Below are 25,960 nucleotides of genomic sequence, written 5' to 3'. Positions count from 1 at the left end.
AGGATCGCTGCCATGGCTTACGATTCGATTTTCAAAGCCGATTTGTTTGCTGGTCAAACCATCATCGTCACCGGCGGCGGCAGCGGTATCGGCCGTTGCACCGCTCATGAACTGGCAGCCCTCGGCGCCCATGTGCTGCTGGTGGGGCGCAACGCCGACAAACTGAAAAACGTCGCCCTGGAGATTGTCGAGGACGGCGGCAAGGCTGACTGGAAGACCTGCGATATTCGAGAGGAAGAAGCGGTCAAGCACCTGGTCAGCGAGTTCATCCGCCTGCACGGCCCGATCCATGGTCTGGTGAACAATGCCGGCGGGCAGTTCCCGTCGCCATTGGCCTCGATCAATCAGAAAGGTTTCGAAACCGTGATGCGCACCAATCTTGTGGGCGGTTTCCTGATGGCCCGGGAAGTGTTCAACCAGTCCATGAGCAAGCACGGCGGGAGCATCGTCAACATGCTCGCCGACATGTGGGGCGGCATGCCCGGCATGGGCCATTCAGGGGCGGCGCGTTCGGGCATGGACAACCTGACCAAAACCGCCGCGTTTGAATGGGGTTACGCCGGGGTGCGGGTCAACGCCGTGGCACCGGGCTGGATCGCTTCCAGCGGCATGGACACTTACGAAGGTGCATTCAAGGCTGTGATTCCGACCCTGCGCGAACATGTACCGCTCAAGCGTATCGGCACTGAGTCGGAAGTCAGCGCGGCGATTGTGTTCCTGCTCAGCCCGGCGGCGGCGTTTGTCAGCGGCAGCACCTTGCGCATCGACGGGGCCGCGAGCCTGGGTGGTCGGGCGTGGCCGATTCACAAGGCGCAGAACAGTGAATCGTATAACGGCTTTCATCGTGCCTACTTGCCCGATGTCCTCAAGGATAAGGAATAAGCCATGCCGGTGATCGAGTCCCAGATCGACCCTTTCAGCGAACAGTTCGCGCAAAACCGTGCGGCGATGCTGGTCGGCATCGAGCATATCCGCCAGCTCGAACAGAACCTGCTGAACAAGGCTTTGGAGGCCAAGGCCAAGTTCGACAAACGCGGCCAGTTGCTGCCCCGTGAACGCCTCAACCTGCTGCTCGACCCCGGCGCACCGTTTCTCGAACTGGCGAGCCTGGCCGGCTACAAGCTGCACGATGACAAGGACGGCAGTTCGGCCGGCGGCGGGTTGATTGCCGGCATCGGCTACGTGTCCGGAGCGCGGGTGCTGGTGGTAGCGAACAACAGCGCGATCAAGGGCGGGACCATCTCCCCCAGCGGTCTGAAAAAGTCCCTGCGCCTGCAACAGATCGCCATGGAAAACAAACTGCCGGTGATCACCCTCGCCGAAAGCGGTGGCGCCAACCTCAATTACGCGGCCGAGATTTTCATCGAAGGCGCGCGCAGCTTTGCCAATCAGGCGCGGATGTCGGCCATGGGCTTGCCGCAGATCACCGTGGTGCATGGCTCGGCCACCGCCGGCGGCGCCTACCAGCCGGGGTTGTCGGATTACGTGGTGGTGGTGCGCGGCAAGGCCAAGCTGTTTCTTGCCGGCCCGCCGCTGCTAAAAGCCGCCACCGGGGAAGTCGCCACCGATGAAGAACTGGGTGGCGCCGAAATGCACGCGCAAACCGCCGGCACCGCCGAATACCTGGCGGAAAACGATGCCGACGGCGTACGCCTGGTGCGCGAGATTGTCAGCCTGCTGTCATGGAACGAGCCGTTGCCCTGGCTACCCGAACCACAATGGAAGGAACCGCTCTACCCCATCGATGAACTGCTGGGGTTGATCCCGGATGACCCGAAAAAACCCTACGACGTGCGGGAAATCATCGCCCGGATTGCCGACGCTTCGAACTTCCTTGAATTCAAGGGTGAGTTCGATCAGCAGACGATCTGCGGCCACCTGAAAATCCAGGGTCGCGCCTGCGGTTTTATCGGCAACAACGGCCCGATCACGCCCAAGGGCGCGAGCAAGGCAGCGCAGTTTATTCAGCTGTGCGACCAGAGCCAGACGCCGCTGCTGTTTTTCCACAACACCACGGGATTTATGGTCGGCACCGAATCGGAGCAGCACGGTGTGATCAAGCACGGCGCGAAGATGATTCAAGCGGTGGCCAACGCCCGAGTGCCAAAACTGACCATCGTCGTCGGCGGTTCCTATGGGGCCGGCAACTACGCGATGTGCGGCCGGGGTCTGGATCCGCGCTTCATCTTCGCCTGGCCCAACAGCCGCACCGCCGTGATGGGTGGCGCCCAGGCCGGCAAGGTGTTGCGCATCGTCACAGAGGCCAAACAGCTCAAGGACGGCCTGGTGCCGGACCCGAAAATGCTCGACATGCTGGAGCAGGTTACCGCGCAGAAACTCGACAGCCAGTCCACTGCGCTCTACGGCAGCGCCAGTTTGTGGGACGACGGGCTGATCGATCCACGGGATACCCGGACGTTGCTCGGTTACTTACTGGATATTTGCCACGAGGCCGAGGTTCGGCCACTGCAAGCCAACAGTTTTGGTGTAGCCCGCTTCTAAGGGCGTTCAGGAGAACAATAAAAATGATCTTCACCCAGGAACACGAAGCACTGCGCCGCACCGTCCGCCAATTTGTCGATCATGAGATCAACCCGCACGTCGAGGAATGGGAAAAGGCCGGACGCTTCCCGATTCACGGCATTTTTCGCAAGGCCGGCGACCTCGGTTTGCTGGGGATTTCCAAGCCGGAGAAGTTCGGCGGCATGGGCCTGGACTACAGCTATTCGATCGTCGCCGCCGAAGAGTTCGGCACGATTCATTGCGGCGGGATTCCGATGTCCATCGGCGTGCAGACCGACATGTGCACCCCGGCCCTCGCCCGCTTCGGCTCCGATGAATTGCGTGAAGAATTCCTGCGCCCGGCGATCACCGGTGAGCAAGTCGGCTGTATCGGCGTCTCGGAAGTCGGCGCCGGTTCCGATGTCGCCGGGTTGAAAACCACCGCCCGCAAGGACGGCGATGACTACGTGATCAACGGCAGCAAGATGTGGATCACCAACTCGCCGAGCGCCGATTTCATCTGCCTGCTCGCTAACACCTCGGACGACAAACCGCACATCAACAAATCGCTGATCATGGTGCCGATGAACACGCCCGGTATCAGCCTGAGTTCGCACCTGGACAAGCTCGGCATGCGCAGTTCGGAAACCGCCCAGGTGTTTTTCGACAACGTGCGCGTGCCGCAACGCAACCGCATCGGCCATGAAGGCGCGGGGTTCATGATGCAGATGCTGCAGTTCCAGGAGGAGCGCCTGTTCGGTGCGGCAAACATGATCAAGGGCCTGGAATACTGCATCGACAGCACCATCGAGTACTGCAAGGAACGCAAGACCTTCGGCAATGCGCTGATCGACAACCAGGTGATTCACTTTCGCCTGGCCGAACTGCAAACCGAAATCGAATGCCTGCGGGCGCTGGTCTATCAGGCCACCGAGCAATACATCAAAGGCCAGGACGTCACGCGCCTGGCGTCGATGGCCAAACTCAAGGCCGGACGCCTGGGCCGGGAAGTCAGCGACAGTTGCCTGCAATATTGGGGCGGCATGGGTTTCATGTGGGACAACCCGGTCGCCCGGGCCTATCGCGATGTGCGGCTGGTATCGATTGGCGGCGGCGCCGACGAAATCATGCTGGGGATCATCTGCAAACTCATGGGCACCCTGCCGGGGAAAAAGAAATGAACAGCCTGCCGGTTTGCCAGACGCTGTTGCTCGAACTGCACAACGGCGTGCTGCACATCACCCTCAACCGCCCGGAAAACCGCAACGCCATGAGCTTGCAGATGGTTGCCGAACTGCGTGAAGTGCTGGCGACGGTGCGCGATGACCACGCCGTTCGGGCCTTGGTCATTGGCGGTGCCGGCGGGCATTTCTGCGCCGGTGGCGACATCAAGGACATGGCCAACGCCCGCGCCCAAGGCACGGAGGCTTATCGCGACTTGAACCGGTCGTTCGGCGCTTTGCTGCAAGAAGTGCAACACGCGCCGCAAGTGGTGATCACGGTGCTGCAAGGCGCGGTGCTGGGCGGTGGCCTGGGCCTGGCTTGCGTCAGCGACGTTGCCCTGGCCGATCACCAGGCGCAATTCGGGTTGCCGGAAACCAGCCTCGGCCTGTTGCCGGCGCAGATCGCCCCCTTCGTGGTACAGCGCATCGGCCTGACCCAGGCGCGAAGACTGGCCCTGACGGCGGCGCGGTTCGACGGCACCCAGGCCAAACGTTTGGGCCTGGTGCATTTTGTCGAGCACGACCCGCAAGCCCTGGCCGAACGCCTCGAAGAAGTGTTGGCCCATGTGCTGTGCTGTGCGCCGGGGGCGAATGCGCTGACGAAAAAACTGCTGCTGGCCAGTGCCGGGGAACCGGCCGATGCGTTGCTGGATCAAGCGGCGCAGTGGTTCAGCGAAGCGGTGACCGGGGCGGAAGGGGTCGAGGGGACCATGGCTTTTGTGCAAAAACGGAAACCGGGGTGGGCCTCCTAAAAGCTTCGCGAGCAAGCCCGCTCCCACAATTGGAATGCATTCCCCTATGGGATCGGGCTTGCTCGCGAAGAGGCCCTTAAATTCACCGCAAACACCAAGGGAAAGACCCATGCCCGGATTCAGCAAAATCCTGATCGCCAACCGCGGTGAAATCGCCTGCCGCATCCAGCGCACCGCCCAGGCCCTGGGCTATCGCACGGTCGCGGTGTTCAGCGACGCCGATGCCGACGCCCTGCATGTGCACATGGCCGACGAAGCCGTGAACATCGGCCCGGCCCCGGTACAGCAGTCATACCTGAACATCCCGGCCATCATCGACGCCGCCCGCCGCACCGGTGCCGATGCGATCCACCCGGGCTACGGCTTTCTCTCGGAAAACACCGGGTTCGCCCTCGCCTGCCAACAAGCGAATATCACCTTTATCGGCCCCAGCCCCGAAGCCATCGAACTGATGGGCAGCAAACGCCTGTCGAAACTGGCCATGCTCGACGCAGGTGTGCCCTGCATCCAAGGCTATCAAGGTGCCGAACAAGACGACGCGACCCTGAGCCGCGAAGCCGCACGCATCGGCTATCCACTGATGATCAAGGCCAGCGCCGGCGGTGGCGGGCGCGGCATGCGCCTGGTCCACGACGCCAGTGATCTGCTGGAGCAACTGCGCACCGCCCGCTCCGAAGCCCTGAACGGGTTTGGCAGCGATGAACTGATTCTCGAACAGGCGTTGATCGATCCACGGCATGTCGAAGTGCAAGTGTTCGGCGACCAACACGGCAACCTGATTTACCTTGGCGAGCGCGACTGTTCGATCCAGCGTCGCCACCAGAAAATCATCGAGGAAGCGCCCTGCCCCGTCATGACCGCCGACCTGCGCCAGGCCATGGGCGAAGCGGCACTCAAGGCCGGGCGAGCGGTGAACTATGTCGGCGCCGGCACCGTGGAATTCCTGCTGGATGCTCGCGGACAATTTTACTTTCTGGAGATGAACACCCGCCTGCAAGTGGAGCACCCGGTGACCGAACTGATCACCGGCCTGGACCTGGTGGCGTGGCAACTGCACGTCGCCGAAGGCCAGCCGCTGCCGCTGCGTCAGGAGCAGGTGCAACTCAACGGCCATGCCATGGAGGTGCGCCTGTATGCCGAGGATCCGGCCCAGGGTTTCCTGCCGCAAACCGGGCGGATCGACGCCTGGGAGCCGGCATTGCACAGTGGCGTGCGCATCGACCATGGCCTGATCGAAGGCCAGCATGTCAGCCCCTTCTATGACCCGATGCTCGGCAAGCTCATCGCCCACGGCGCCACCCGCGAAGAAGCCCGGCGCAAGTTGCTGCGGGCGGTGCAGGACAGCGTGCTGCTGGGGATGCAAAGCAATCAACGCCTGCTCGCCAGCCTGTTGCAACATCCGCAATTTATCAGCGCAGAATTCAGCACCGGTTTTATCCCGACACATTTCGCCGACCATCCCTGCCTGAATCCCCACATACCGAGTGCCGAAGAACTGGCCATCGCCGCCGCGTTGCTCTATCACGCCGGCGCAAAACAACACCCCGCCCCACTGGCGGGTTGGCGCAATAACGCCAGCGTGCCGCTGCACTATCGTCTTGGCGTGGAGGACAAGGACTGGACCGTGGGACTGAAGGCGGTAGCCGAGGAGCCGTACCGGCTAGAGGTCGGCGAACGGACCCTGGCGCTGAAGATCATCGCCTGCGACGGACGCCAGGCCACCCTGGAAATAGACGGCCTGCGCCAGCGTCACGCCTATCGCCTCGAGGGCCAGCACGTCTGGTTGTTCACTCGTCCCGGCAGTCTGCGCCTGGAAGATCGCACGCAACTGCCGGTCAGCAGTCAGGCCAGCGTCAGTTCCGGCACACTCAAGGCACCGATGGATGGCGCCATCGTCGATGTTTTGGTCAGCGAGGGCAGCGCCGTCAGCAAGGGTCAGCTATTGGTGGTGCTGGAGGCCATGAAAATGGAGCATCCGCTCAAGTCCGGTATCGACGGTGTGCTCAAACGCTTGCAGGTCAGGGTCGGCGATCAGGTCAAAAATCGTCAGATTTTGTTGGAGGTCGAATAAGGCGCTAGGCGGATCCGCCGGGTTTGGCTACGCTCAAGCCCTATCAGGACGCGGATACCAGGAAACCTGCGATGCCTCACTGGTTGGTCATTGATCTGGAAGCCACCACCGATGAGGGCGGCTGGCCAGTCACGGAAATGGAAATCATCGAAATCGGTGCCACTCTGGTGGACCGAAAAGGTCGAGAGCTGGATCAATTCCAGCGCTTCGTACGCCCGACGCGCCGGCCTCTGCTGACGCCGTTTTGCCGCGAACTGACCCACATCACCCAGGCCAATATCGATACGGCGCAATCACTGGTCGAGGTCTGGGGAGCATTCGAGCGCTGGTTGGCTCCGTACCATTCGCAGTTGGAAGGCTGGGTCAGTTGGGGCGATTACGACCGCCAGCAATTGGTCCAGGAATGGCAGCGCCTGCAACTCGACAGCTTCTTGAGCCAGGTGGCGCACATGAATCTCAAGCAGCGTTTTGCCAAGTCGCGGCGGCTGGAGCGCCCGTTGGGGCTCAATGGTGCATTGCAACTGGCGGGCATGCAGTTCACTGGCCAGCAGCATCGGGCGCTGGAAGACGCACGCAATACCGCGCGGTTGTTACCGCTGGTCCTGCCCATCCAGGAGAGGTGACGGCGCCAAGGGCCTTGTGCATACTGGCCGGCCCTTTTAAGCCCTTTTTTCGAGGAATCGCCCATGTTTAAAGTCAACGAGTACTTCGACGGCACCGTCAAGTCGATCGCTTTCGGCACCCCTGAAGGTCCGGCGACCATTGGCGTCATGGCCCCGGGCGACTACGAATTCGGCACCAGCCAGCGTGAAATCATGCACGTGGTGACCGGCGCCCTGACCGTCAAGCTGCCCGACAGCACCGACTGGGAAACCTTCGCCGCCGGCAGCCAGTTCAACGTGCCTGCCAACAGCAAGTTCCAACTGAAAGTGGCCGTCGACACCGCTTACCTGTGCGAATACCGCGGCTAAACCCCTGGGTTTTCACAGCGACAAAAAAATGCCCGTGTCCTTGGACACGGGCATTTTCATTTCAAAGGGCTGTTATTCGAGAATCGTCACCGGCAGGCCGACTTCCAGTCGACCGGTGCTGTCGTTGACCAGGTTCTGGCCGAACATCGCACCATCCGCTTCGGCGCGATATTTCTGCAACGTGGCCAACGGCTCGCGATCATTGCTGCGCTCCCCAGTCCTCGGGTCGATCGTCGTCAGAATGCAACGCGAGCACGACTTGACCACCCGGAACTCGACATCGCCGATACGGATGCGTTTCCAGCCATCCTCGGCGTAGGCCGCACTGCCCTCGATCACCAGATTCGGCCGGAATCGCAGCATCTCCAACGGTCGCCCGACCTTGTTCGACAGGTCATCCAGGGATGCCTGGCCAATCAGCAACAGCGGAAAGCCGTCGGCGAATGCCACCTGATCATCGTCCTTGCCGTAACCGGCCTGTGTGGTGCGCGCGCGATCCAGCGGCACCTGCACCAATCGCGTCGGCTTGCCGATGAACTCGCTGACCCACGCCCCTGCCGCGTCACCGGCATCGGGCACACGCAAGGTGTCGCGCCAAATGGTCACGCCGCGCAGTTCAGCATCGCTGCCGGGCAAGGCGATATCGATGGGTGAACGGCCTGGTGCGCTGAGGGTCAAGCCACCGTCAGCGTTCCACAGCGCCGACAACTGGCTCATCTGCGCCACTGCACGCTGGGTCAGGAAGCGCCCGCTGGCCTCGTCCACGAGCATCCAGCGTCGATCACCGTCCAGGCCCAACTTGTCGAGGCTGACCTGTTGCAGGGTCTCGCCCTTGCCGGATTTCAACGGATAACGATAAAGCGCGCTCAGACGCAGCATGGCCAGCTCCCTGGAGGTTAAAAACGCCACCCTATACGAGCTTGATCGCTGAATCAAAGGCAAAAAAATGTGGGAGCGAGCTTGCTCGCGAAGGCGGCTTAACATTCAACATTGATGTCGATTGCTCTACCGCATTCGCGAGCAAGCCCGCTCCCACAGATGGACTGTGTGCAGCCTTAGGCCGGCACTTCGTCGAGCATCAGACGCTGGCGCACCACGTCGACGAGTTTGTCCGGCTGGAACTTGGAGAGGAAGTTGTCGCAACCTACCTTCTTCACCATCGAGTCGTTGAAACTGCCGGACAGCGAGGTGTGCAAGACCACGTAGAGGCCACGCAGGCGCGGGTCGTTACGGATTTCGGTGGTCAGGCGATAGCCATCCATTTCCGGCATTTCGGCGTCGGTGAAGATCATCAGCAACTTGTCGGTCATGACCACACCGGTATCGGCCCAGGCCTTGAGCATGTTCAGTGCCTTGAGGCCGTCGCTGGCGATGTGCATCTTCACGCCCAACTGGCCAAGGGTGTCGCGCAATTGCGAGAGCGCCACGTTCGAGTCATCCACCAGCAGCACTTCACGGCCACGGGCACGTTCCAGCACCGGATCATCGAGTTTGTCCTTGGACACCTTGGCGTTGTACGGGACGATTTCGGCGAGGACTTTTTCCACGTCGATGATTTCCACCAACTGGTCATCGACCTTGCTGATGGCCGTCAGGTAATGCTGGCGACCGGCGCTGGTCGGCGGCGGCAGGATGGCTTCCCAGTTCATGTTGACGATGCGGTCCACGCCGCCGACCAGGAACGCCTGCACCGAACGGTTGTACTCGGTGACGATGATGGTGCTGGTAGGGCTTGGCACCAGGGGGCGCATGCCGATGGCCTGGGACAGGTCAATCACCGGCAGCGTCTGGCCACGTAGGTTGACCACGCCGCAAACGAACGGATGGCGCTGTGGCATCAAGGTCAGTTTCGGCAGTTGCAGAACTTCTTGAACTTTAAATACGTTGATCGCGAACAATTGCCGCCCGGCCAGCCGGAACATGAGAATTTCCAGGCGATTCTCACCCACCAGTTGCGTGCGTTGGTCTACCGTGTCGAGAATGCCGGCCATCAATGACTCCTGGGCTTGTTCTGATGAATTCACTAAAGAGGGTTATCGGCTGTTATTGCCGGACCTTGACCCCCAGACAAAATGCCATGCTCAGGCATTGATGTCACATTAACATCATGCTTTACTGGCCCCGTGATTTTCATCTGCTTCATTCCCTGTCGCGCGACCTCGGTTTGCACGTTAGGTTCCCCTGTGTAAGGGATTCCCCTAGTAACAATCAGGCCCAACCTGATATTCGCAATATCCAATAGCCATTAATGTGACGCCATTCTCATTGCATGAACGGAGTCAGGCTTTTGTGTGCGATCGCAGGTCAGTGGCCCTCCACCCTCTCGAATTCTCCAGCGCACGCAACAGCGGGCCGGGGTGTGCTTGCGCGAAAACGCGTGATCATCGACACACACGACATTCCCTCATCTGACATGACGTTGTGGAGATAAGCATGCCGAACGACCATAAAGAGGGGACTCAAGGGCTTCTCGAATTCCTCGTCGAGGCCGAATCACTCCTGGCCAAATCCGAAGAATGCCTCTGCCATTTGCAACTGATCAGCAATGATACGGACGCCATTGATTGCATGCTCAGCACGTTGCTCAAGCTGGCGAACAAGGCCGATGTCTTGGGGCTGGAAGCGGTTTCGGAGTTTTCGTTGCATATTCATGGGCTGTTGAACCATGCCCAACATCACATGGCCCTGCACAACCAGGCACTGGATGCGTTAAAAGACTGCTTTACGCTGATGGCCTGGCAACTCGAACTCATCGATCCGAAAACCGGCCAGTTGAGCCTGGATGACAGCGAGCAGATGTCGCTGATCGAAGCCTTTGCCTTTCAGGTTGGTCAGAGCCGCTTTCAGCCACCCGTCCATGCCAAACCGCTTACCCTGGTGACGTTCTCGGAACGGCAAGCCTGATTTTGCCAGGCAACTATGTGTCGCCTGGTGTTCTTATTGCTCCACCCGAATCAATAACTTATACGCGCAATGTCGCAATTGAATATTTCATATCTGTCCACGACAGCTCATTAGTCATATTTATTCTTGTCGAGCACGGACGTTCTGTCTTGGGCTCAGGTAATGCCTGACTTTAAAAATAAACCAGGCACCTCTACTATCTTTGCACCCTGAAAAACAAACTTTTCCATTATGGAACCAACGTCCAATTCAGCCAATTCCTGACTGTTTGGACATATATACCGAACGCGACCAACGGTATGTTAAGTGGTATTATGCCGGCCGTTAGTTGACTTCAATTAATGGCACCGCGATTCTCGACGGCTAAACTTCAGGGCTGGATTCCATCACCTGATTTGCCCCGTTGAAGTCGAAGATTGACCCAACCTTTTTTCAGACAGAGCCCCGTCAGCCGCCATGACGGGTCTACCCGCAGCGAACATCCATTGGCTCCATCTGCTATGTACGCCAGCCTCAAGTCAATCACCACGTGGCCACCCTCCCGAGAAAACGCGCGCCGGTTTACGCTGTTGCTGTGCACCTGTTCCGCGTTGGGGAGCCTGCTGGTCTATGGCCTGTCGACTCGTCTGCCGACGAGCCTGCTGCTGCTCAACCTGGCGGCACTGGCGTGTGTCTGGGTCGGGCATCGGCTGTCGCGCAAATCGATCAAGTTCCAGCCTCAGGAACTGGCCGACCGGCTTTTGCAAGTGCAGGAAAACGAACGCCACCGGCTCAGCCGTGAGTTGCACGACGACATCGGCCAATTGCTGACCGCGGCCAAACTGCAAAGTGAATGGCTCAAGCGCCGCTTGCCCGAAGACCTGCAGGGCCAGTGCTCGGTACTGTGCGACACCCTGGAAGAAACCCTGGCCAAGGTGCGCGATGTCTCGGCCATCCTCAATCCCCGGCAGTTGACCAGCCTTGGCCTGGAAGCCAGCCTGCGCGCGCATTTGCTCAAGACCCTGGCCAACACCTCGGTGCACTGGAGCCTGGAATGTCACCAGCGCCTGACCGGTATTCCGGAGGAAATGGCGGTGGCGGCCTTCCGCATTACCCAGGAAGCGGTGACCAATATCTTGCGCCACGCCGAAGCCAGGAATCTGCTGGTGCGCGTGCAACGCCTGCCGCAGGGCCTGACCTTGCTGATCAGCGACGACGGCCTGGGCTTTGCGCCTGCGGCCAACCCCGGGCGCGAGGGGCAACGGGGCATGGCCGGAATGTCGGAGCGGATCGAGCAATTGGGCGGGACCTTGAGCGTGACCAGCGAGCCGGGCAAAGGCACTCAAATCGAAGCACTTTTCCCCTGGGCGCCCCGCGCGCTCGAAAGGGCCAGTACGAATAAGGTTATGCGTTGACTTGTAACTTACTTCTGGTGGATGACCACTCGCTTATCCGGGCAGGCGTGCGCGCCCTGGTACTGGATATTCCCGGCTACGCAGTCGTTGGCGAGGCCAATGACGGCTCGCAACTGCTGGAAATGGTCGAGCAACTGTCTCCGGACATCGTCCTGCTGGATATTTCCATGAAGGAAACCGGCGGCCTCGAAGCCTTGCAGCGTCTCAAAAGGGTTCGCCCGCAAAGCAAAGTGCTGATCCTGTCGATGCACACCGACCCGGCGCTGATCATGCAGGCCCTGGAATCCGGTGCCCATGGCTACCTGCTCAAGGACACCACGGCCACCGAACTCGAACACGCACTGGACGCGCTGCGCAACAACGAGCGCTACCTGAGCCCGGCCATCGCCCACACGGTAATCAACCAGGCGCTAACCCGCACCCAGAAAAACCAGGCCCCCATTCCGGACTCCCACAACCTGACGGCACGGCAGCTGGAAATCCTGCGGCTGATCGTGCGCGGCAAATCCACCCGGGAAATCGCCAATGGCCTGGGCCTGAGCATCAAGACCGTCGAAACCCACCGCTCGCAGATCATGAAGCGCTTGCAGATCTACGACGTGGCGGGCCTGGTGTTATTTGCCGTGCGCGAGCAAATCATCAGCCTGGACGATTAAGAGCCGCTGATGCGCCCAACAGCGGTGAATCTGCCGGCAAGTGCACCTTCAACGCCGCCGGGCGCGCCTCGAATCGCAAGTCGTCGCCCTCCAATGGCTCGCCATCAAGGTTGATGTGCAAGCCTTCGGACACCTTGATCTCGACCCACGGCAAACGGGCGCGCACGAACATGTTGTCGATGCCGAAACCTTCGCTCAGCAGGTTTTTCAACGTGCCCACCACCTCCTGTGGTGCCGGCAGAATACTGATATCCAGCAACCCATCGTCCACCAGCGCCTCCGGGCACAACACACGCCCGCCACCGGCCTGTCGACCATTGCCGATCCCCAGCGCCAGCAGCTCGCCACGCCAGTGAAAGCCCGGCCCCTGCAACTCGCCATAAGCGGCATGCAATTCGCTGAAGCGCGATAAACCGGTGAACAGATATGCCGCGCCGCCGAGGACCTTTTTCAGGTCCTCCGAGGTATTGGCCGTGACATTACTGCCAAACCCGCCGGTGGCCATATTGAGGAAAACCTGTCCGCCGACGGTGCCCAAATCGATGGCGCTCGGGGCGCTGTCCAGCAACTCCAGGGCTTGAGCAGGCTCCAGGGGAATGCCGGCGGCACGGGCGAAATCATTGGCGGTGCCCAAGGGCAGCAGCACCAGACTGGCCTCGTTCGAATGCTCCGCCATGGCTTCGGCGATATCGCGCAAGGTGCCGTCACCGCCACCGGCAATCACCTGTCGGTAACCCGCCGCCAGCGCTTCACCCACCAGACGCCGCGCATCGCCGGCCTCCCAGGTCAACCGGACGGCCAGTTCCCAGCCCTGCTTGCGCTTGCCTTCAACGGCCGCGCGGACCTCCTCGTTGAGTGCCTGCTTGCCATGCAGAATCAACAGCGCCTTGCGCTCACCCATTGCGATCACTCCCATCATTGGAATCCGTATGGGAGATGTTGACCTCACAGGCAGGCAAAAAAGTCAGGAAAACTTGAATTAATTCAGGGTCCCGACGCACAGGGTCCTACAGAGCGGTATTTTTTCTTACGAAATATGAGGAATCGGCCCAATTGACCGAGCTTGGTGATTGGTACACCTTGGGGGCCTGCGGTCTCAGTCATCAAACTACAAACACACAAGGATGTGCACGCAATGAATGCAAGCGCCTTAAGGGCTCATCAGGCTGAATTCAAAAACAGCGCAAAACCCACTGGAGAAGTTGATATGGAACCTCGCGTCGTGGAACTGGAGACACACCTCAAATACATCCGCAGGGACATGGATGAAGTGCGCGGTGACGTCAAAGCCATCAAGCACCGCCTGGCCTACTCGACCGGCGCAACCGCAGTGGTGCTTGGGGTGCTGGGCTGGATCGCCAACAGCCGGTTTGAGCAGGTCGTGACGCTCCTGTCCCACTAAACCGCATGGTAAGAGCAGGCCCGGTTCGACCGAGCCTGCGTCGGCAAGCATCAGCCCAGGACTTCACTCAACGGGATGAAATGGACGAAATTACCCTCGACCAGCGTGCGGTCTTCCAGCACCTCCACCAGGCCTTCGGCCCAGGCAGCGCTGCGTAGTACGCCCGAGCTCTGATTCCTGTAGAGGGTTGCCCGACCGTTCTCGAGGCGTCCACGCAGGTACTCCCGTCGATTGCCAGCCTTGGGCCAGATAAAACCGGCCGGCACCTGGAACTTCAACGGTTCAACCTCCTGAACACCCTGACGGCGCAACAGGTAAGGCCGCGCCAGCAAAGCAAAGGTCACCAGCGTCGATGCCGGATTACCGGGCAAACCAATCACCGGCACGCCACGGAAATGCCCGAACGTCAGTGGCTTGCCGGGTTTGATGGCGAGCTTCCACAGTGACAGCTCGCCCTCTTCGCGCAAGGCAATGCCCAGGAAATCAGCCTCGCCCACCGAGACACCGCCCGTGGACAAAATCAGGTCAACATCCGCCAGTTCGCTCAGGCGAGCGCGAGTCACCGCCAGATCATCCGCCAGGATGCCGGCATCGATCACCTCGCAGCCCAGGCGTTGCAACCAACTGCACAGCAATACGCGATTGCTGTTGTAGATCTGCCCAGGCCCCAACGCCTGACCGGGTTCAATCAGTTCATCGCCGGTGGACAAAACCGCCACACGAACCTTGCGCACCACATCCAGTTCAGCACAGCCCAGTGAGGCGGCCAGCCCTTGCTCGATGGGGCCCAGACGCGTGCCGGCCGACAGGACCAACTCACCGACCGTGGTTTCCTGGCCCTGGGGGCGAATGTTCTGGCCCGGGGTCATGGCTTCGGTGAACACCACGCGCTCGTCTGCCTGGACCACCGCGTTTTCCTGCATCTCGACGCAGTCGGCACCCTCGGGCACCGGAGCGCCGGTGAAGATTCGCGCACAGGTCCCTGGCTGCAAGGGCTGCGGGGCCTGGCCAGCGAAAATCTTCTGGCTGACCACCAGTGGCTCGCCAGTCCAGTCGGCCACGCGCAAGGCGTAACCGTCCATGGCGCTGTTGGGCCACGGCGGCAGGTCCAGGGTCGAGATCAGGTCATCGGCCAGCACACGCCCCTGAACCTGCGCCAACGGCAAGCGCTCACGTTCACGGATCGGTGCGGCCTCGGCCATTTCCAGCAAGCGCGCCAGTGCCACCTCGACCGGCATCAGGCTGCCGGTCTTGCCGGGCTTACCCGCGGGATTCACAGGGTGCCGCCTGTTTCAGATGAGGGACGAAATTGCACGGGCGGTGCCGCGAATCCAGTTGCTCGGCGAGAATGCCGTCCCAACCGGTGCGCACGGCATTGGTCGAACCCGGCAAGCAGCAGACCAGCGTGCCATTGGCCAAACCGGCCAGTGCGCGGGACTGCACGGTCGAGGTGCCGATATCCGCCACGGATATTTGCCGGAACAACTCGCCGAAACCATCGACCTGCTTATCCAGCAGGCAACTCACCGCTTCCGGCGTGCTGTCGCGGCCGGTAAAGCCAGTGCCGCCCGTGATCAGCACCACCTGCACCACCTCGTCGGCAATCCAGGTAGCGACTTGCGCACGAATTTTGTAGAGGTCATCTTTAAGCAGCACCCGCGCCGCCAGGTTATGCCCGGCCGCGCTCAGGCGGTCGACAAAGACCTGGCCGGAGGTGTCGGTTTCCAGGGTACGGGTATCGCTGACAGTCAGCACCGCGATGTTGAGCGGCGCGAAAGGTACATCAGCCTTGGCTTTCATAGGCTCGTCCAGTTGTAGGGGAAACAGCCCGGTGTTATATCACAGCGCCTCAATTTTTCGCCGCCCCCATGGAGAGCTGCCATGACGTCCGATACATCGTTGCCGACCTGTTCAATTCTGCTCCTGGCCGGTGGTCGCGGCCAGCGCATGGGTGGCCAGGACAAGGGGATGATCGAGTGGCACGGCGAACCGCTGATTGCCCACCTGCACCGCAAGACCCGCGCCCTGAGCGATGACTTGATCATCTCCTGCAACCGCAACCAGGAAAAATACGCGCCTTACGCCGACCAACTGGTGGTTGACGATCACGCCGATTTCCCCGGCCCACTGGCCGGTATTCGCGCCGGTTTGAAGGCCGCGCGTCATGCCCATTTGCTGGTGCTGCCCTGCGATGTGCCGCGTATCGACGCCACCCTGCTGCATGACATGCGCGAAACCGCCGCAGAGCATCCGGACAAACCCTTGATGCTGCGTCACGGCGATCATTGGGAACCGTTGCTGTGCGTTATCCCTGTCGCCCTTTCACATGCGTTCGAAAACGCGTGGAACGAGGGGGAGCGCAGCCCGGGCAGAATCATGCGCCACCTGGGCGCCACCGCCCTGCAATGCCCGGACAATGACCCTCGCCTGGCCAACCTGAACACGCCGGAACTGTTAAGTGCACACCACAGTGTGTCAGACTGACACGAGAAGGAACTTGCGCGCGTTGCATACGTCTACAAGCTCAGTAACTAAAAGTATTCATATTCGGAGACACACTCATGACTCAACGGACCCTCGCCACTTTCATGCTCGCACTGGGCCTTGCGACCCTCGCCGGTTGCTCGTCGCCAACAGTGATCACCTTGAATGACGGTCGGGAAATCCAGGCCGTCGACCAGCCGAAATACGATGAAGAGTCGGGTTTCTACGAGTTCGAACAGCTGGATGGCAAGCACACGCGCATCAACAAGGATCAGGTACGTACCGTTAAAGAGTTGTAATCTTTACGGCGTCAACCGGATACAGAAAAGCCCGCTATCAAGCGGGCTTTTTCGTGGGCGCAGAAAAATGTCGTGGGATCACCACTGCAAGGTGATGGCGCTCTCGAAGATTCGCTCCTGACCGGTCACCGGGTCGACAAAGCGCAGCCCCTGGGCCAGCAGCTTCAAGGGATTGGCGTAGTCATCCTCGGCATCCTTGAGCACTTCAGGATAGAACGGATCGTTGCAGATGCTGGCACCCAGCGCAGTCATGTGCACCCGCAACTGGTGCTTCTTGCCGGTCACCGGGTAGAGCCCGTAACGCCAGAGGTCGCCGTTTTTCTCCCTGACCTCGACCGCCGTCTCGGTGTTGCTGACGCCCGGCCCTTCCTGCATGCGAAAGAACGGCTCACCGTCCACCAGCCGGCTTTTATGCACCAACGGAAAGGACAACTCCGGCAACGCCCGGGCAATGGCCTCGTAGCACTTTTCGATTTGCCGCGTCGGAAACAGCGACTGATACGCCGAACGCGTCTGTGGGTTGGCGGAAAACAGCACCAGCCCCGCGGTATGCCGGTCGATGCGATGCAATGGCACCAGATGCGGGTTATCCAATCGGTGGATCAGCCGCCGCAGCAGGGTCTGCTCCACGTACTCGCCAGCGGGCGTCACCGGCAGGAAGTGCGGCTTGTCCGCCACCACCAGATGCTCGTCGGCGTACAGGATGGTCTCAGTCACGGGAATCGGTTTTTCGTCCGGCACTTCACGGAAATAGTGAATCCGCAGGCCTTCCTTGTACGGCAGATCCACCGTGATCGGCAGGCCTTGGCCGTCGAGGACGCGGCCACGAGCGATCCGGTCCAGCCATTGCTCACGTCCGATGGCGCGGAAGTGCCCGCACAGGCAGTCAAGCACGGTCAGCCACTGGCCCGGTGGCAAATAGAGGGTGCTGGCCTGGCTGTGTGCAGCGGAAAACGACGAAGTGGACATACGAAAGCTCTAACCCTTAATGCAGGTCGGCATTATCCAGCACTGACCGGATCGAACCTAGCAGAGAATCCTCACGCCGTCCGCGCCGCCGCTTCGGTGAATTCCTTGAGCCAGCGCAGCACATCCACCGCTTCCCAGCGGCCCGGGTCGTAAAGCGCGTACATCAAACCCTGGTAACCCACGACATCCAGTTGCCGGTGATACCCGGCGCGCTGGAACAAGGCTTCGATTTCGGCGAAACAGGTGTTGAAGTGCAGCTTGTTGAAGGGGGTTTTGCCCTCGGTGACCAGGCCATCCAGGCGCAGTTCGGCCACCGCCTCGCGCACCACGTCGATCGACATCCGGTTTACGCTGTTCTTCAATTGTTCGACATTGACCACGGTTCATCCCTCTGACTAGCGGGATCACCTGGCCAAATCCGATGAGAAAGGACACGCGGCAGGCAATCCGAATAACTGTATGAACATACAGTAACCGAATAACCTGTTTTTCGCCAATGGACGAACACACCACCGCTACGGGTGGGAGGGCTTAAAGCAAGAACGCCACGACCTGATCAGCATCAAAAGGCCAGTCGAGTTCGGCACCGGTATCCAGGCGCCGCAACACCGGGATACGCAAGCCGTATTCATCGACCCAGGCGTCGTTCTCCCCGATATCGACCAATTCCACCATCAAACCGTGCTCGACCAGCGGCATCAGTTCGTCTTCGGCAAGTTCACACAGATGGCAACCCAGGGTGCCGAACAGCTGACATTCAGGAGGCATGACACACAGACCCGTTTAAGTAAGGGTCCATTCTAGGCCGACCATCGCCGCGGAGCCAGTGAGCACAAGCCCTGCAGGCACCCTCCAGTAAAATTCAAAAAGTTTCGGCAATTTCCTGATGCATATCATTTGCCTTGAATCCCGCATGCGTGATGCTCTGGTCTTTTTTTGCCTCTACGCTTGGGTTGCCCGACCCCGTGACCGGAGTATCCAGTGTTTGCCAACCTGTTGATCATCCTCGCCTCCTCCCTGGTGGTGATTGCCCTGTTCCGCCGCCTGCGCTTGCCGCCGGTACTGGGCTACCTGTGCGTGGGGCTGATGGTTGGGCCGACGGCATTCGGTTGGGTGAACGAGAGCGACGAACTGCCGGACCTCGCCGAATTGGGCGTGGTGTTTTTGCTGTTCTCCCTGGGGCTGGAGTTTTCCCTGTCGAAAATGCTCGCGCTGCGCCGGGTGGTGTTCGGACTTGGCAGCCTGCAAGTGCTGATTTCCGGGCTGCTGTTGGGGATCTTGCTGATGCTGTTCGGCATGTCGGTCACCCCGGCCTTGTTGCTCGGTGCCGGTCTCGCGTTGTCATCCACGGCGATTGTCAGCAAGGAATTGGGCAGCCTGGGTGAGATATTCAGCAGCCACGGCCAGAATGCCATCGGCGTATTGCTGTTCCAGGACGTGGTGGCGGTGTTATTGCTGACCCTGGTGCCGGTGTTCGCCGGCAGCAGCGAACAAGCCTGGTATTGGGCGCTGCCCCTGACCCTGGCCAAGACCGCGCTGTTGTTCGTCGGCCTGCTGCTGGCCAGTCGCTGGTTGCTGCCCCGGCTGTTCCAGGAAGTCGCCGCGTCCCGTTCCGCGGAACTGTTCGTGCTGCTGGCGCTGGTGATTGTGCTGCTCACCGCCTGGCTGACCCACCTCCTCGGCCTCTCCCCCGCCCTCGGCGCGTTCCTGGCCGGCATGCTGTTGGGGGAAAGCCATTACCGGCATCAGATCGAGGCCGACATCCGCCCGTTCCGCGACATCCTGCTCGGGCTGTTTTTCGTCAGCATTGGCATGCTGATCGACTTGCAACTGTTTGCCAGCCACGGCGTGCTCATTCTCGGCCTGACCCTCGGGTTGCTGCTGATCAAGGGCAGCGTGGTGGCCCTGCTGGTCAAATGGCGCGGCAGCGACAGCGAAACTGCCTGGCGCAGCGGCCTGGCATTGGCCCAGGGCGGCGAGTTCTGCTTTGCCTTGATGGCGCAGATGCAGCAACACGAATTGATGCCTGCCGACCTCGGCGGCCTGCTGTTGGCGGCGACGTTCTGTTCGATGCTGGTCACGCCGCTGTTGTTGCGAGCCGCGCCACGGATTGCCGCGCGCCTGCACCGCAAACCCAACGAAGAAGCCAAACTCGAAGAAATCAGCGCGCTCAACGCCGGGTTGCATGGCCATGTGGTGATTTGCGGTTATGGACGCGTGGGGCAATCCATTGGCCGCTTCCTGCACAACGCGCAGCAACCTTACATCGCCCTGGACAACGACCCCGTGCGAGTTCAGGAAGCGGCGGTCGGTGAGAGCAGTGTCCATTACGGCGACTCACGGCGCGGCGAGTTGCTGGTCGCTGTCGGACTGGAGCGTGCGCGGTTGCTGGTGATCGCGGTGGACCAGACCGATATCGCGCTGCTGATTCTCAAGGAGGCTCGACGCTACAACCCCGACGTGCCGATCCTGGTGCGCACCCGGGATGACAGTCAGTGGGCCGAATTGAAAGCCGCCGGCGCCAACGAAGTGGTGCCGGAGTTGCTGGAGTCGAGCCTGATGCTCGCCTCCCACGCACTGATCATGCTGGGATTACCTGCGCATCAGGTGCAGGAGCGGGTCGACCGAGTCCGGCATGACCGCTACCGCCTGCTGCACAAGTTTTATCCCGGGGCTGCAGATGAAGAAAATTAGTCCTGGCTCACGGCGCCGATCTTGTGCACCGACAAGTCCGCGCCGTAATACTCCTCTTCCTGACTCAGGCGCAAACCATGGAAGGCCTTGATCGTGCCGTACACGGCAAAACCGCCGGCCAGCGCCACGACCACGCCCAGCGAGGTGCCGATCAACTGGCTGATCAGGCTTACGCCACCCAGTCCACCGAGGGCCGTCTGGCCGAAAATGCCGCAGGCGATCCCGCCCCAGGCACCGCACAAACCATGCAGTGGCCAGACACCCAGTACATCATCGATGCGCCATTTGCCTTGAGCGGCGGTAAAGCACCAGACGAACAATGCCCCGGCGATCGCACCGGTCACCAACGCGCCCACCGGGTGCATCAGGTCGGAACCGGCGCAGATCGCCACCAGTCCGGCCAGCGGGCCGTTATGCAGGAAGCCGGGGTCGTTGCGCCCGACGATCAACGCCGCAACGGTGCCACCGACCATGGCCATCAGCGAATTCACCGCCACCAAACCGCTGACGCCCTGCAACGTCTGCGCGCTCATGACGTTGAAGCCGAACCAACCGACAATCAGAATCCACGACCCCAGGGCCAGGAACGGAATGCTCGACGGCGCGAACGCCACCAGCCGACCATCGCGATAACGTCCGTTCCGGGGCCCCAGCAACAGCACCGCCGCCAACGCCAGCCAGCCGCCCATGGCGTGGACTACCACGGAGCCGGCGAAGTCATGGAAACTGGCGCCAAAACGCTCCAGCAACCAGGCCTGCACACCGAAGTTGCCGTTCCAGATCATGCCCTCAAAAAACGGGTAGATGAACGCCACGATCAATGCGGTCGCGCACAACTGCGGAACGAAGCGTGCACGTTCGGCTATGCCGCCGGAAATGATCGCCGGGATCGCCGCCGCGAAGGTCAGCAGAAAGAAGAACTTCACCAGCGCGTAACCGTGATCGGCGTTAATCACCGCCGCCGGTTGCATGAAAGTGACGCCGTAGGAAATCCAGTAGCCTATAAAGAAATAGGCCAGAGTCGAAATGGCGAAGTCGCTGAGGATCTTCGACAAGGCATTGACTTGGTTCTTTTGCCGGACCGTGCCGACTTCCAGAAACGCAAAACCGGCGTGCATGGCCAACACCATGACGGCACCGATCAAAATGAACAACGTATTGGAGCTGTGGACCAGACTGTCCACAGCGCTTTGCAGATTTTCCATGGGGTTGGCAGACCTGAAGGCTAAAAAAGCACCAAAGCAGTTCGCGCAGTCAAACCATGCACCAAGTTGCGGCCTGTAGGGATCAACGCATTGATTCCAATGAACCGCTTTGGCGCACAAGGTCGTGACCTTTGCGCGGGTTTCGATTATTTGAGTTATGGTTTTGCTCAAATCATGCCCAGCAACAGCGCAACGGCGCAGGCTGACGCACCACGACATAGCAAAAGTTGTACCAGTCATTTGTACTGAACCTTCGCCCAAGGCTCATACTCGAACGCATCAGAAGCCACTTACGGAGATTTACCCATGGCCAGCATCAAGGCAAAGACTGCTCAAGAAATCCTGATGACCGATTTTCAAACCCTGGTCAGCGACACCGAACGGTTGCTGGAACACACCAAATCCATCGCCGGCGATCAGGCTGATGAATTGCGTGACCAGATCCACGACAGCCTGCTGCGTGCCCGGGAAACCTTGAAACTGACTGAAGACTCCCTGCGCCAGCGCGGCCAGGCAGCCGTCACCGCCACCGAAGACTACGTCCAGGCCAACCCATGGCAATCGGTCGGGATCGCCGCCGGCGTGGGCTTCCTGATTGGCCTGCTGGCCACGCGGCGCTGATATGTCTATCGGCGAATCCGGCCCGTCCGCGACGGGCACAAGCGCTTCCTCGCGGCGGCTGGGTGCGGCATTTCTAGGGTTGCTGCACAGCCATGTCGAGTTGTTCGGCATCGAATTGCAGGAACAGAAAGCCCGCACCGTCAGCCTGTTGCTGTTCGCAGGCCTGGCGCTGGTGTTTGCCTTGCTGCTGCTGGTGGGGTTGTCGACGCTGGTGATGATCCTGTTCTGGGACACCTATCGCCTGGCCGCGATCATCGGGCTGTGCGTGTTCTACACCCTGGCCGCGATTTTTTGCGGGATGCGGCTCAAAGCGGCCGTGTTCGATGAGTCCTCGCCCTTCCACGGTACTTTGGAAGAATTGGCCAACGACCGGGAGCGCCTGCTGCCATGAGCCTGCCACAACTGCCTCACAACAGTTCGCGCACGGAAATGCGTAAAGCGTTGATCCGCCTGCGCATGGAAATGCACCGCCAGGAAATCCGCCAGGAGTCCCGGCAACTGCTGCAACCCCTGCAACGGGTGCGCGGGATGACGCAAAACCTGCAAGACGGTTTCGGCATCAAACACGCCCCGCTCTGGGGCGTGGCGGTCGTCACCCTGCTCGGTTTCCTCACCGGCAAAGGTGCGAAAAGCGGTGGGGTCAGCAGTGTCACCCGCCTGGTTCAGCTCGGCACCAGTCTGGGGCCGCTGATCAAACTGGTGATGCAAGGCTCCGGGCGCAAACCGTAAATATTCGACAGTCATTATCTGGCTGCATTCTTGCAACACCGCCGGGATGAACCTCTTTATCGAGAGGTTCCATCCTGCGTGCCTACCCCGCGCCAGGTCTATCCAAAAACAAGACCTTACTAAGGAGGCCTCGTGATCGACGGGCAACCGCTCGCCTGCTTTCAGCCGTTCATCGATACCGCCACCGGGCGTATCGCGGGCGTTGAAGCCTTGGGTCGCCTGCGTCAGGCCGACGGTCAATTGACCTCCGTGGGGCCGCTGTTCGCCGACCTGCGCACCCCCGCCATCGCCCTGCGCCGCCTCGACCGCCAGATTCGCGACAACGCCCTGAGCCGTCTGCACGAAGCCCCCGCGGATTGGTTTCTGAGCCTGAACATGTCGCCGCGCTGGATCAGCCGCTTGCGCCCGGATCAAGCCCTGCCGAGCCTCAAGCAACTGGCCCGGCATGGTGTCGATCCGCAACGCATCGTCTTCGAGATCACCGAACTGGGCGGCGACAGCCAACGCCTGGCCGAAGTGGTAGCGCGCTATCGCCAGGCCGGCGCACGGATCGCCATCGATGACTTCGGTGCCGGTTACTCGCAACTTGATCGTGTGCTGGCCCTGCAACCGGACATTCTCAAGCTCGACATGCGCCTGTTTCAGGCCGCCGCCCTGGGTGGGCCGAGCAGTGAGGTGGTCAAGGCCCTGGCGCTGATGGCCGAGAAAACCGGGTGCTGGATCATCGCCGAAGGGGTGGAAACCGAAGCCCAGCTGAATTTCGCCCTGGAGTGCGGTTCCCGCTACGTACAAGGGTTTCTGTTCGCCCGGGCGCAAACCGATTTCTTCGCCACCGATGCCTTTGTCGAACAGTTCGCGCAACTGCGCCAACGCTACGTCCAGCGCAAGCTGATTGAACGCGGGCAACTGATGGTCATGCGCCGCCAACTCACCGAACTGATGGCGATCCTGCAACACTGGGCCCAGGCCCGTGCGCCGATCAGCGCGTTGCCGCAACTGGATGCGTTTCCCTGGCTGTTGCGTTTCTACCAATGCGACCGCCACGGCACGCAACTGACTCCCAACCTGGAGTGGCGCAATAACGGCTGGGAGGCGGACAACCGCTACCTGGGCCACAACTGGTCATGGCGCCCTTATTTCTATCACCTGCTGGCCGAGGGCTGGGATGAGCGTCGGCTGACCCTCTCCAACACCTACCGCGACGCCACCAGCAACCAGTATTGCCTGACGGCGGGACAGTTTTTCGACAACGGTGAACGCCTGCTGCTCATTGATATCGACGCCGCCGGATTGTAGTTCTGCTTGCAGGCACTGAGGCGAGACAGGACACTGGGCCCATCAGTCACTTGACGGAGAGAACCAGCCTTGGATTGGCAAACCCTGCTTACCCGCGAACGCCTTGGAAAGCCTGTGCACAGCCCGGAAGAACTCGGCCGCAGCCCTTTCCACAAAGATCACGACCGCATTATTTTCTCCGGAGCGTTCCGCCGCCTGGGGCGCAAGACCCAGGTGCATCCGGTGTCCAGCAACGATCACATCCACACGCGCCTGACCCACTCGCTGGAAGTCAGTTGCGTGGGCCGCTCCCTGGGCATGCGCGTCGGTGAAACCATCCGCAGCGCCCTGCCCGACTGGTGCGAACCGAGCGATCTGGGGATGGTGGTGCAATCGGCTTGCCTGGCCCATGACATTGGCAATCCACCGTTCGGTCATTCCGGCGAAGACGCGATCCGCCACTGGTTCCAGCAAGCCGCCGGACGTGGCTGGCTGGATGCGATGAGCGAGGTCGAACGCAATGATTTCCTCAACTTCGAAGGCAACGCCCAGGGTTTTCGCGTGCTCACACAGCTGGAATACCACCAGTTCGACGGCGGCACGCGGCTGACCTACGCCACACTCGGCACGTACCTTAAATATCCCTGGACCGCCAAGCACGCCGATTCCCTGGGCTACAAAAAGCACAAGTTCGGCTGCTACCAGAGCGAACTGCCACTGCTGGAGCAGATCGCGCACAAACTCGGCCTGCCGCAACTGGAAGAGCAGCGCTGGGCGCGCCATCCGCTGGTGTACCTGATGGAAGCCGCCGACGACATCTGCTACGCGCTGATCGATCTCGAAGATGGCCTGGAGATGGATCTGCTGGAATACGCCGAAGTCGAGTCCCTGCTGCTGGACCTGGTGGGCGACGATATTCCGGAAACCTATCGCCTGCTCGGCCCCCAGGATTCGCGCCGACGCAAACTGGCGATCCTGCGCGGCAAGGCCATCGAACACCTGACCAACGCCGCCGCCCGCGCCTTTGTCGAGCAGCAGGACGCATTGCTCGCCGGCACGCTGCCCGGCGATCTGGTGGAACACATGCACGGCCCGGCCAAGCGCTGCGTGCTGAATGCCAAGGACATGGCGCGCAAAAAAATCTTCCAGGACAAGCGCAAGACGCTGCATGAAATCGGCGCCTACACCACGTTGGAAATCCTGCTCAACGCCTTCTGCGGCGCAGCGCTGGAACAGCATAACGGCCGTACGCCGAGCTTCAAGAGCCGTCGAGTACTCGACCTGCTGGGCAACAACGCACCCGACCCCAATGGCCCGCTGCACACCTCGTTCCTGCGCATGATCGATTTCATCGCCGGCATGACCGACAGCTACGCCAGTGAGATGGCCCAGGAAATGACCGGGCGCTCGGTCCACGGGTAAAAACCTGGATCAGCCGTGTCGGATGCTTCTGACCGGCTGATTCAATTGGCTCGTCGTGCCCCGGCTACTGCTTCAGGTGGCACCGTCAATGGAAACATCGGCGCGCATTTCAGCGCCATTTTGGACATCCAGCATTTCAGGCACCGAGCGGTAGCCCTTGAAATTGCATCAATCAGACATGTGACAGGAATGTGGGTTTGACGACCGACAGGCGTCGTGCCGACTGCTTTACATGGACCCATCACAGCGGGTCAATTCAGCCGCACTTCGGCTTGACCGCATCGAGCACGCGCTACACCTGGACACCGGCATTACAGCCAAAACGTCCGAAGTGTTGGGAAACACGGCCCATTTATCCCCCCGGTGAAATCGCATTTACTGGCTCCA

The 25,960-nt window shown here is 60.6% G+C and carries 28 protein-coding genes; 19 read left to right on the top strand and 9 right to left on the bottom strand.

The features are described from left to right. The first annotated feature begins 12 nt into the window (after positions 1 to 12). The 7 genes from BK665_RS26465 (at position 13) to ppnP (ending at position 7,519) form a co-directional block, all read left to right on the top strand. The gene (locus tag BK665_RS26465) at positions 13 to 882 is read left to right on the top strand and encodes an SDR family oxidoreductase (protein ID WP_123409488.1); all 870 of its coding nucleotides are present in this window, start codon (positions 13 to 15) and stop codon (positions 880 to 882) included. A 3-nt stretch (positions 883 to 885) separates the two neighbouring features. Next, entirely contained in the window at positions 886 to 2,502 is a 1,617-nt protein-coding gene (gene atuC / locus BK665_RS26460; protein WP_123409487.1) for a geranyl-CoA carboxylase subunit beta, read from the top strand. 23 nt (positions 2,503 to 2,525) lie between these two features. Further along, the gene (gene atuD / locus BK665_RS26455; protein ID WP_123409486.1) at positions 2,526 to 3,683 is read left to right on the top strand and encodes a citronellyl-CoA dehydrogenase; all 1,158 of its coding nucleotides are present in this window, start codon (positions 2,526 to 2,528) and stop codon (positions 3,681 to 3,683) included. Beyond that, the gene (locus BK665_RS26450) at positions 3,680 to 4,477 is read left to right on the top strand and encodes an enoyl-CoA hydratase/isomerase family protein (RefSeq protein WP_123409485.1); all 798 of its coding nucleotides are present in this window, start codon (positions 3,680 to 3,682) and stop codon (positions 4,475 to 4,477) included. Before atuD ends, BK665_RS26450 begins: the two co-directional genes overlap by 4 nt. Positions 4,478 to 4,586: 109 nt before the next feature. Then, positions 4,587 to 6,548 carry an acetyl/propionyl/methylcrotonyl-CoA carboxylase subunit alpha gene (locus BK665_RS26445; protein ID WP_123409484.1) on the top strand — a complete coding sequence of 654 codons (1,962 nt, stop codon included), beginning with the start codon at positions 4,587 to 4,589 and terminating at the stop codon, positions 6,546 to 6,548. A 71-nt stretch (positions 6,549 to 6,619) separates the two neighbouring features. Beyond that, a complete protein-coding gene (locus BK665_RS26440) occupies positions 6,620 to 7,171 on the top strand; it encodes a 3'-5' exonuclease (RefSeq protein WP_123409483.1) in 552 nt (183 codons plus the stop codon). Between the two features lie 63 nt (positions 7,172 to 7,234). Beyond that, the gene (ppnP, locus tag BK665_RS26435) at positions 7,235 to 7,519 is read left to right on the top strand and encodes a pyrimidine/purine nucleoside phosphorylase (RefSeq protein ID WP_123409482.1); all 285 of its coding nucleotides are present in this window, start codon (positions 7,235 to 7,237) and stop codon (positions 7,517 to 7,519) included. A 72-nt stretch (positions 7,520 to 7,591) separates the two neighbouring features. On the opposite strand, the gene BK665_RS26430 is transcribed toward ppnP, so the two are convergent. Both BK665_RS26430 and BK665_RS26425 read right to left on the bottom strand, forming a co-directional pair. After that, positions 7,592 to 8,398, bottom strand: a complete 807-nt coding sequence (locus BK665_RS26430; RefSeq protein WP_123409481.1) for an MOSC domain-containing protein — start codon at positions 8,396 to 8,398, stop codon at positions 7,592 to 7,594. A gap of 176 nt (positions 8,399 to 8,574) precedes the next feature. Next, entirely contained in the window at positions 8,575 to 9,510 is a 936-nt protein-coding gene (locus tag BK665_RS26425) for a chemotaxis protein CheV (RefSeq protein WP_054052105.1), read from the bottom strand. A gap of 442 nt (positions 9,511 to 9,952) precedes the next feature. On the opposite strand from BK665_RS26425, the gene BK665_RS26420 reads away from it, so the two are divergent. The 3 genes from BK665_RS26420 (at position 9,953) to BK665_RS26410 (ending at position 12,473) form a co-directional block, all read left to right on the top strand. Beyond that, the gene (locus BK665_RS26420) at positions 9,953 to 10,423 is read left to right on the top strand and encodes a hypothetical protein (RefSeq protein WP_123409480.1); all 471 of its coding nucleotides are present in this window, start codon (positions 9,953 to 9,955) and stop codon (positions 10,421 to 10,423) included. Between the two features lie 500 nt (positions 10,424 to 10,923). After that, on the top strand, positions 10,924 to 11,817 hold the full coding sequence (locus BK665_RS26415) for a sensor histidine kinase (RefSeq protein WP_123409479.1): 894 nt from the start codon (positions 10,924 to 10,926) through the stop codon (positions 11,815 to 11,817). Continuing rightward, positions 11,814 to 12,473 carry a response regulator gene (locus BK665_RS26410; RefSeq protein ID WP_123409478.1) on the top strand — a complete coding sequence of 220 codons (660 nt, stop codon included), beginning with the start codon at positions 11,814 to 11,816 and terminating at the stop codon, positions 12,471 to 12,473. Before BK665_RS26415 ends, BK665_RS26410 begins: the two co-directional genes overlap by 4 nt. Here the strand turns inward: BK665_RS26410 and yegS are convergent. Continuing rightward, a complete protein-coding gene (gene yegS / locus BK665_RS26405) occupies positions 12,457 to 13,374 on the bottom strand; it encodes a lipid kinase YegS (protein WP_123409477.1) in 918 nt (305 codons plus the stop codon). The two genes, BK665_RS26410 and yegS, sit on opposite strands and share 17 nt — an antisense overlap. A 234-nt stretch (positions 13,375 to 13,608) precedes the next feature. Between yegS and BK665_RS26400 the strand changes: the two genes are divergently transcribed. Then, entirely contained in the window at positions 13,609 to 13,875 is a 267-nt protein-coding gene (locus BK665_RS26400) for a hypothetical protein (protein ID WP_259699661.1), read from the top strand. A gap of 50 nt (positions 13,876 to 13,925) precedes the next feature. Here BK665_RS26400 and BK665_RS26395 read toward each other — a convergent pair whose 3' ends face one another. Together BK665_RS26395 and moaB are read right to left on the bottom strand one after the other, a co-directional pair. Continuing rightward, positions 13,926 to 15,113 (bottom strand): molybdopterin molybdotransferase MoeA, encoded by a 1,188-nt coding sequence (locus BK665_RS26395; RefSeq protein ID WP_185076653.1) that lies wholly within the window; start codon positions 15,111 to 15,113, stop codon positions 13,926 to 13,928. Positions 15,114 to 15,135: 22 nt separating this feature from the next. Then, on the bottom strand, positions 15,136 to 15,675 hold the full coding sequence (gene moaB, locus BK665_RS26390; RefSeq protein ID WP_123409474.1) for a molybdenum cofactor biosynthesis protein B: 540 nt from the start codon (positions 15,673 to 15,675) through the stop codon (positions 15,136 to 15,138). 81 nt (positions 15,676 to 15,756) lie between these two features. On the opposite strand from moaB, the gene mobA reads away from it, so the two are divergent. Continuing rightward, positions 15,757 to 16,359, top strand: coding sequence for a molybdenum cofactor guanylyltransferase MobA (gene mobA / locus BK665_RS26385; protein WP_123409473.1), 603 nt, complete (start codon positions 15,757 to 15,759; stop codon positions 16,357 to 16,359). A 77-nt stretch (positions 16,360 to 16,436) separates the two neighbouring features. Beyond that, on the top strand, positions 16,437 to 16,658 hold the full coding sequence (locus tag BK665_RS26380) for a YgdI/YgdR family lipoprotein (protein WP_123409472.1): 222 nt from the start codon (positions 16,437 to 16,439) through the stop codon (positions 16,656 to 16,658). 78 nt (positions 16,659 to 16,736) lie between these two features. Here BK665_RS26380 and BK665_RS26375 read toward each other — a convergent pair whose 3' ends face one another. From BK665_RS26375 to BK665_RS26365, 3 genes are all read right to left on the bottom strand, one after another. Further along, a complete protein-coding gene (locus BK665_RS26375) occupies positions 16,737 to 17,627 on the bottom strand; it encodes a pseudouridine synthase (protein ID WP_123409471.1) in 891 nt (296 codons plus the stop codon). A 71-nt stretch (positions 17,628 to 17,698) separates the two neighbouring features. Further along, the gene (locus BK665_RS26370; protein WP_123409470.1) at positions 17,699 to 18,007 is read right to left on the bottom strand and encodes a transcriptional regulator; all 309 of its coding nucleotides are present in this window, start codon (positions 18,005 to 18,007) and stop codon (positions 17,699 to 17,701) included. 151 nt (positions 18,008 to 18,158) lie between these two features. Beyond that, positions 18,159 to 18,395: a glutaredoxin family protein gene (locus BK665_RS26365; RefSeq protein WP_123409469.1), complete on the bottom strand. Its 237-nt coding sequence runs from the start codon at positions 18,393 to 18,395 to the stop codon at positions 18,159 to 18,161. Between the two features lie 213 nt (positions 18,396 to 18,608). Between BK665_RS26365 and BK665_RS26360 the strand changes: the two genes are divergently transcribed. Continuing rightward, positions 18,609 to 20,321 carry a cation:proton antiporter gene (locus BK665_RS26360; protein WP_123409468.1) on the top strand — a complete coding sequence of 571 codons (1,713 nt, stop codon included), beginning with the start codon at positions 18,609 to 18,611 and terminating at the stop codon, positions 20,319 to 20,321. Here the strand turns inward: BK665_RS26360 and BK665_RS26355 are convergent. After that, positions 20,318 to 21,526 (bottom strand): ammonium transporter, encoded by a 1,209-nt coding sequence (locus tag BK665_RS26355; RefSeq protein WP_123409467.1) that lies wholly within the window; start codon positions 21,524 to 21,526, stop codon positions 20,318 to 20,320. The genes BK665_RS26360 and BK665_RS26355 overlap by 4 nt on opposite strands. Positions 21,527 to 21,832: 306 nt before the next feature. Between BK665_RS26355 and BK665_RS26350 the strand changes: the two genes are divergently transcribed. The 5 genes from BK665_RS26350 to BK665_RS26330 all read left to right on the top strand — a co-directional run bounded on the left by BK665_RS26350 (position 21,833) and on the right by BK665_RS26330 (position 25,573). Then, positions 21,833 to 22,147: an ElaB/YgaM/YqjD family protein gene (locus BK665_RS26350; RefSeq protein ID WP_123409466.1), complete on the top strand. Its 315-nt coding sequence runs from the start codon at positions 21,833 to 21,835 to the stop codon at positions 22,145 to 22,147. A gap of 1 nt (position 22,148) precedes the next feature. Next, positions 22,149 to 22,538 (top strand): phage holin family protein, encoded by a 390-nt coding sequence (locus tag BK665_RS26345; protein WP_054052077.1) that lies wholly within the window; start codon positions 22,149 to 22,151, stop codon positions 22,536 to 22,538. Then, positions 22,535 to 22,876 (top strand): hypothetical protein, encoded by a 342-nt coding sequence (locus BK665_RS26340; protein WP_123409465.1) that lies wholly within the window; start codon positions 22,535 to 22,537, stop codon positions 22,874 to 22,876. Before BK665_RS26345 ends, BK665_RS26340 begins: the two co-directional genes overlap by 4 nt. Before the next feature lie 132 nt (positions 22,877 to 23,008). After that, positions 23,009 to 24,172: an EAL domain-containing protein gene (locus BK665_RS26335; protein WP_123409464.1), complete on the top strand. Its 1,164-nt coding sequence runs from the start codon at positions 23,009 to 23,011 to the stop codon at positions 24,170 to 24,172. A 69-nt stretch (positions 24,173 to 24,241) separates the two neighbouring features. Beyond that, positions 24,242 to 25,573, top strand: coding sequence for a deoxyguanosinetriphosphate triphosphohydrolase (locus BK665_RS26330; protein ID WP_123409463.1), 1,332 nt, complete (start codon positions 24,242 to 24,244; stop codon positions 25,571 to 25,573). Positions 25,574 to 25,960: the final 387 nt, after the last annotated feature.

It is taken from the genome of Pseudomonas frederiksbergensis, from assembly GCF_003732665.1.
In the GTDB taxonomy this organism is placed as follows: domain Bacteria; phylum Pseudomonadota; class Gammaproteobacteria; order Pseudomonadales; family Pseudomonadaceae; genus Aquipseudomonas; species Aquipseudomonas frederiksbergensis_G.
This window is presented reverse-complemented; position numbering and strand designations above follow the sequence as displayed.

Excerpts from the sequence above, each read along its gene's own strand:
- BK665_RS26465 (WP_123409488.1), top strand. The coding sequence starts at position 13 with ATGGCTTACGATTCGATTTTCAAAGCCGATTTGTTTGCTGGTCAAACC.
- atuC (WP_123409487.1), top strand. The coding sequence starts at position 886 with ATGCCGGTGATCGAGTCCCAGATCGACCCTTTCAGCGAACAGTTCGCG.
- atuD (WP_123409486.1), top strand. The coding sequence starts at position 2,526 with ATGATCTTCACCCAGGAACACGAAGCACTGCGCCGCACCGTCCGCCAA.
- BK665_RS26450 (WP_123409485.1), top strand. The coding sequence starts at position 3,680 with ATGAACAGCCTGCCGGTTTGCCAGACGCTGTTGCTCGAACTGCACAAC.
- BK665_RS26445 (WP_123409484.1), top strand. The coding sequence starts at position 4,587 with ATGCCCGGATTCAGCAAAATCCTGATCGCCAACCGCGGTGAAATCGCC.
- BK665_RS26440 (WP_123409483.1), top strand. The coding sequence starts at position 6,620 with ATGCCTCACTGGTTGGTCATTGATCTGGAAGCCACCACCGATGAGGGC.
- ppnP (WP_123409482.1), top strand. The coding sequence starts at position 7,235 with ATGTTTAAAGTCAACGAGTACTTCGACGGCACCGTCAAGTCGATCGCT.
- BK665_RS26430 (WP_123409481.1), bottom strand. The coding sequence starts at position 8,398 with ATGCTGCGTCTGAGCGCGCTTTATCGTTATCCGTTGAAATCCGGCAAG.
- BK665_RS26425 (WP_054052105.1), bottom strand. The coding sequence starts at position 9,510 with ATGGCCGGCATTCTCGACACGGTAGACCAACGCACGCAACTGGTGGGT.
- BK665_RS26420 (WP_123409480.1), top strand. The coding sequence starts at position 9,953 with ATGCCGAACGACCATAAAGAGGGGACTCAAGGGCTTCTCGAATTCCTC.
- BK665_RS26415 (WP_123409479.1), top strand. The coding sequence starts at position 10,924 with ATGTACGCCAGCCTCAAGTCAATCACCACGTGGCCACCCTCCCGAGAA.
- yegS (WP_123409477.1), bottom strand. The coding sequence starts at position 13,374 with ATGGGTGAGCGCAAGGCGCTGTTGATTCTGCATGGCAAGCAGGCACTC.
- BK665_RS26400 (WP_259699661.1), top strand. The coding sequence starts at position 13,609 with ATGAATGCAAGCGCCTTAAGGGCTCATCAGGCTGAATTCAAAAACAGC.
- BK665_RS26395 (WP_185076653.1), bottom strand. The coding sequence starts at position 15,113 with ATGCCGGTCGAGGTGGCACTGGCGCGCTTGCTGGAAATGGCCGAGGCC.
- moaB (WP_123409474.1), bottom strand. The coding sequence starts at position 15,675 with ATGAAAGCCAAGGCTGATGTACCTTTCGCGCCGCTCAACATCGCGGTG.
- mobA (WP_123409473.1), top strand. The coding sequence starts at position 15,757 with ATGACGTCCGATACATCGTTGCCGACCTGTTCAATTCTGCTCCTGGCC.
- BK665_RS26380 (WP_123409472.1), top strand. The coding sequence starts at position 16,437 with ATGACTCAACGGACCCTCGCCACTTTCATGCTCGCACTGGGCCTTGCG.
- BK665_RS26375 (WP_123409471.1), bottom strand. The coding sequence starts at position 17,627 with ATGTCCACTTCGTCGTTTTCCGCTGCACACAGCCAGGCCAGCACCCTC.
- BK665_RS26365 (WP_123409469.1), bottom strand. The coding sequence starts at position 18,395 with ATGCCTCCTGAATGTCAGCTGTTCGGCACCCTGGGTTGCCATCTGTGT.
- BK665_RS26355 (WP_123409467.1), bottom strand. The coding sequence starts at position 21,526 with ATGGAAAATCTGCAAAGCGCTGTGGACAGTCTGGTCCACAGCTCCAAT.
- BK665_RS26350 (WP_123409466.1), top strand. The coding sequence starts at position 21,833 with ATGGCCAGCATCAAGGCAAAGACTGCTCAAGAAATCCTGATGACCGAT.
- BK665_RS26345 (WP_054052077.1), top strand. The coding sequence starts at position 22,149 with ATGTCTATCGGCGAATCCGGCCCGTCCGCGACGGGCACAAGCGCTTCC.
- BK665_RS26340 (WP_123409465.1), top strand. The coding sequence starts at position 22,535 with ATGAGCCTGCCACAACTGCCTCACAACAGTTCGCGCACGGAAATGCGT.